This window comes from Geminocystis sp. GBBB08, from assembly GCF_016743215.1.
Classification (GTDB): Bacteria; Cyanobacteriota; Cyanobacteriia; order Cyanobacteriales; family Cyanobacteriaceae; genus Geminocystis.
Genome location: NZ_VRZC01000272.1, coordinates 1 through 2,627 on the forward strand (window position 1 = coordinate 1; position 2,627 = coordinate 2,627).

General features: G+C 32.1%; 2 protein-coding genes. One reads left to right on the plus strand and one right to left on the minus strand.

What is annotated here, in order from left to right; translation table 11 throughout:
• Positions 1-161 precede the first annotated feature (161 nt).
• Positions 162-1,910: a glycosyltransferase family 39 protein gene (locus tag FWJ34_RS19095; protein WP_308256910.1), complete on the plus strand. Its 1,749-nt coding sequence runs from the start codon at positions 162-164 to the stop codon at positions 1,908-1,910.
• A gap of 349 nt (positions 1,911-2,259) precedes the next feature.
• On the opposite strand, the gene FWJ34_RS19100 is transcribed toward FWJ34_RS19095, so the two are convergent.
• On the minus strand, positions 2,260-2,627 hold a 368-nt coding region (locus tag FWJ34_RS19100; protein ID WP_308256911.1), incomplete at its 5' end, for an Hsp20/alpha crystallin family protein.

The following is a 2,627-nucleotide window of genomic DNA, read 5'->3' on the forward strand; positions in this document are numbered from 1 at the left end:
ATATATGGTGTTTACTTTGGCAATTATTTTATTAAAAAGCAGTAAAAACCATTAGAAATTAGGAATTAGGAATTAGGAATTAGAAATTAGAAATTAGAAATTAGAAATTAGAAATTAGAAATTAATTGGATGTATATTAAGTTAGTTAAGGAGAGAAATTAGTGCAATTTAAGGGAGAATTGTGGCGAAGACAACCAAAAAAATTATGGATTATTTCTATAATTAGCTTATGTTTACTCAGTTGGATTGCTTTTTTATGGAATCTAGGTAGTATTGGTTTAATTGATAAAACTGAGGCTTTATATGTAGAAGTAGCTCGGCAGATGGTTTTAAGTAATAATTGGATTAGTCCTCATTGGAATGATAATTATTTTTATTCTTATCCTGCAGGAGGTTATTGGTTTTTAGCCCTGAGTTTCAAAATTTTTGGTATTACAGAATGGGCGGCTAGGTTTCCCGTCGCTTTAAGTGCCATCGCTGTGGTATTTTTGGTATTTTATACCCTTCGTTATTTTGGTTTTATCGAGAAGAAACCTGATAATAATTCTTGGCAGTTATGGTTAACGGCATGGATTGGCGGCGGTATGATGGCTTTAAATCCTGCTTGGATTGCGTGGGGAAGAGTCGCAGTATCTGATATGTTACTTTCTTCTGCTATTGCCTTATCGATGTTATGTTTTTTTCTTGGCTACGCACAACCAGAAAACCCAAAAATTCAACGGTTATATTATTGTCTGTTTCCGATTTTAATGGCGATCGCCTCTTTAGTCAAAGGGCCTATAGGAATTATTTTGCCGATATTAGGAATTGGCAGTTTTTTATTATATGTAGGTAAATTTTGGCAAGTTTTCTGGGAAATTAACCCTATTCGCACGATTATTCTCTTTCTCGTCGTTGCATTGCCTTGGTATATTGCGGCTACCATTCTTGACGGCGAAATATTTGTTAATGAATTTTTAGCGGTTAGTAATTTTAAGCGTTTTACTAACGTAGTTTTTAATCATCCCGGACCTTGGTATTATTATATCATCTGGGGTACTGTTTTAATGTTACCTTGGTCTGTGTATTTTCCTCTCAGTATTGCTAATCTTTCTTGTTGGCAGTGGAGGAAAGTCAAACAATCTCCTCGTAATTCTCAACTAGGTTTATATTGTTTAGCATGGTTTATTACTACCTTTGTCTTTTTCTCTGCCGCCGCCACTAAACTTCCGGGTTATATTCTTCCAGTTATTCCACCCGTTGTCATTATCATTGCTTTATTTTGGGGGGATAAATTCAGTCAACGGCAACCACAAACAGAAAATCATTGGCTATTTATTGTCAGTGGCGTTGTTAATCTGATTATTCTTACAGTTTTGGCGATCGCATCAGCTATTAGTGGTAAACTAATCGGAGATGATCCTTCAGCCCCCACATTAGCAGATAATTTAATAGTATCAGGAATACCAATAATTTCTGCTGTTTCTTGGGGAGTAGGAGTATTAATTGCACTGATTATCTTATTAAAAAAATCTTTATGGCGTTGGTTATGGAGTGCTAATTTAGTCGCTTTTTTAACTTTTGTTACTCTTGTTTTTCCGCCATTAATTCCCCTTTTAGACAAAGAAAGACAACTATCTTTTCGAGAGTTATCAACCCAAATTAAACAAGAAATTCAACCCCATGAAGAAATATTTTTAATCGGATTTACCCGTTATAGCATCGTTTACTATAGTGAAAATTCTGTTAACTTTGTGGATAACTTTGAGGAGTTAAAAACCGATTTACAACGAAAAGAATCTAAAGCTAATACAATTTTAGTGGTAGTAGAATCTACTTATTTAAAAGTTAGTGATTTAGGCAAAACTAACTATCAATTAGAATCTCAAAAAGAAGCGTTTAAATTAATTAAGCTAAGTATGAAAAATTGATAAATATTAGACTTCTTGCAAAATTCAAGCAATAGGCAATGGCTAAATTTCCTTATTCTAAATTCTTCAGGCAATAGTTATTTAAAATTAATAATTTCTCACCTAAAATAGGTTTTAATTTTTATTTTGTACTGGTGTCTATTGAATAAATTAGGATTAATATAAACAATGAAAAACCTGCCATCAAAGACAGGCTAAATATTAATTATTAATGATAGCAATTATCAGACTAATGAGGTATATTTTTATTTTCCTCAATCCGCCAAAAAAAAGGGGAGTCAATTTTTTGTTTGTAACGGATTATTATTAGGCTAGAGTAAAAATTAAGGCAAAATAACCTAAAATTAGATTATTGATCTGTACTTGCTTCTAAAGTTGGTTGATTTTCTTCCCCTAAACTAACTTTAAATACTTTATTTTTTACTTCTTCAATTTTTGGTAAGTTTAGAGATAAAATACCATCTTTATAATCAGCACTTACTTGATCATTTTGAACAGCTACTGGTAAATTAATAGTGCGTTCAAATTTGCCATAATTAAATTCAGAAACATAGTAGCCATTATCTTGACTTTTTTCTTGATGACGATACTCCCCACTAATTTTAACAGCTTCCCGAGTAACGCTAATATCAAGATCTTTTTTATCAATTCCAGGCACTAAAACTCTTAAGGTTAAACTATCTTGATTATCTAACAACTCTATTGATGGTTTTAAGG